The following is a 1951-nucleotide window of genomic DNA, read 5'->3' as shown; positions in this document are numbered from 1 at the left end:
CGTGCCTTCTCCCGAAGTTACGGCACCATTTTGCCTAGTTCCTTCACCCGAGTTCTCTCAAGCGCCTTGGTATTCTCAACCTGACCACCTGTGTCGGTTTCGGGTACGGTCACACATAACCTGAAGCTTAGAGGATTTTCCTGGAAGCCTGGCATCAACCACTTCAGCTCATAAAGAGCTTCGTCATCAGGTCTCGATCTTAAGGACCCGGATTTGCCTAAGTCCTCAATCTACACCCTTAAACGCGGACAACCAACGCCGCGCTGGCCTAGCCTTCTCCGTCCCCCCGTCGCAGTTATGCGCGGTACAGGAATATTAACCTGTTTCCCATCGACTACGCTTTTCAGCCTCGCCTTAGGGGCCGACTCACCCTACCCCGATTAACGTTGGATAGGAACCCTTGGTCTTCCGGCGAGGGGGTTTTTCACCCCCTTTATCGTTACTCATGTCAGCATTCGCACTTCTGATACCTCCACGGTGCCTCTCGGCTTCCGCTTCAACGGCTTACAGAACGCTCCTCTACCATGCCCTAAGGCATCCGCAGCTTCGGTGTCTAGTTTGAGCCCCGTTATATCTTCCGCGCAGGCCGACTCGACTAGTGAGCTATTACGCTTTCTTTAAAGGATGGCTGCTTCTAAGCCAACCTCCTAGCTGTCTAAGCCTTCCCACATCGTTTCCCACTTAACTAGAACTTTGGGACCTTAGCTGGCGGTCTGGGTTGTTTCCCTTTCCACGACGGACGTTAGCACCCGCCGTGTGTCTCCCATGATTGCACTCTTGGGTATTCGGAGTTTGCATCGGGTTGGTAAGTCGGGATGACCCCCTAGCCGAAACAGTGCTCTACCCCCCAAGGTGAGACATGAGGCGCTACCTAAATAGCTTTCGAGGAGAACCAGCTATCTCCGGGCTTGATTAGCCTTTCACTCCGATCCACAGGTCATCCGCTGGCTTTTCAACGACAGTCGGTTCGGTCCTCCAATTGATGTTACTCAATCTTCAACCTGCCCATGGATAGATCGCCCGGTTTCGGGTCTACTCCCAGCGACTTGGCGCCCTATTAAGACTCGGTTTCCCTACGCCTCCCCTATACGGTTAAGCTTGCCACTGAAAGTAAGTCGCTGACCCATTATACAAAAGGTACGCAGTCACCGTCCGAAAACGGCTCCCACTGCTTGTACGTACACGGTTTCAGGGTCTATTTCACTCCCCTCACAGGGGTTCTTTTCGCCTTTCCCTCACGGTACTGGTTCACTATCGGTCAGTCAGGAGTATTTAGCCTTGGAGGATGGTCCCCCCATATTCAGACAGGATAACACGTGTCCCGTCCTACTCGATTTCACTGCGTATAGGTTTTCGTGTACGGGGCTATCACCCACTATGGCCACACTTTCCAGAGTGTTCCACTAACCACAACACAGCTTAAGGGCTGCTCCCCGTTCGCTCGCCGCTACTAAGGGAATCTCGGTTGATTTCTTTTCCTCCGGGTACTTAGATGTTTCAGTTCCCCGGGTTCGCCTCTCTACACCTATGTATTCAGTGAAGAGATACCCGCAAGCGGGTGGGTTTCCCCATTCGGAAATCCTCGGATCAAAGTCTGTTTACCGACTCCCCGAGGCTTATCGCAGGTTACAACGTCCTTCATCGCCTCTGACTGCCAAGGCATCCACCGTGCACGCTTATTCACTTGACCATATAACCCGAAGGCGTCTGGCAAATGAATGGTTCGTAACGATTATCGCCGGTTGGCGCTTGTATCAAACAATACAAGACAATCTTTCAGATCCAATTTGTTAAAGAGCGTTTAAAGCGTGAAGCTTTAAAGGATTTACTCATGCAATAAGCAAATGCTTTAAAGCTTACTCAGCTTCAACATTTCGATCAGGTAATCTGTGTGAACGCTTGCCAGAACTTCGCAATCGTTTAAGGAGGTGATCCAGCCCCAGGTTCCCCT

At 51.5% G+C, this 1951-nt stretch carries 1 rRNA gene; it reads right to left on the bottom strand.

Going from position 1 to position 1951, the window contains the following annotated elements:
* Positions 1-1690, bottom strand: a 23S ribosomal RNA gene (locus tag H9C73_RS15940); the annotation flags it as partial.
* Positions 1691-1951 lie beyond the last annotated feature (261 nt).

The sequence above is a fragment of the Marinobacterium alkalitolerans genome (genome assembly GCF_017776525.1).
GTDB lineage: Bacteria > Pseudomonadota > Gammaproteobacteria > Pseudomonadales > Balneatricaceae > Marinobacterium > Marinobacterium alkalitolerans.
Note: the sequence above shows the minus strand (reverse complement) of the source record. Positions and strands in the feature narration are given on the sequence as shown.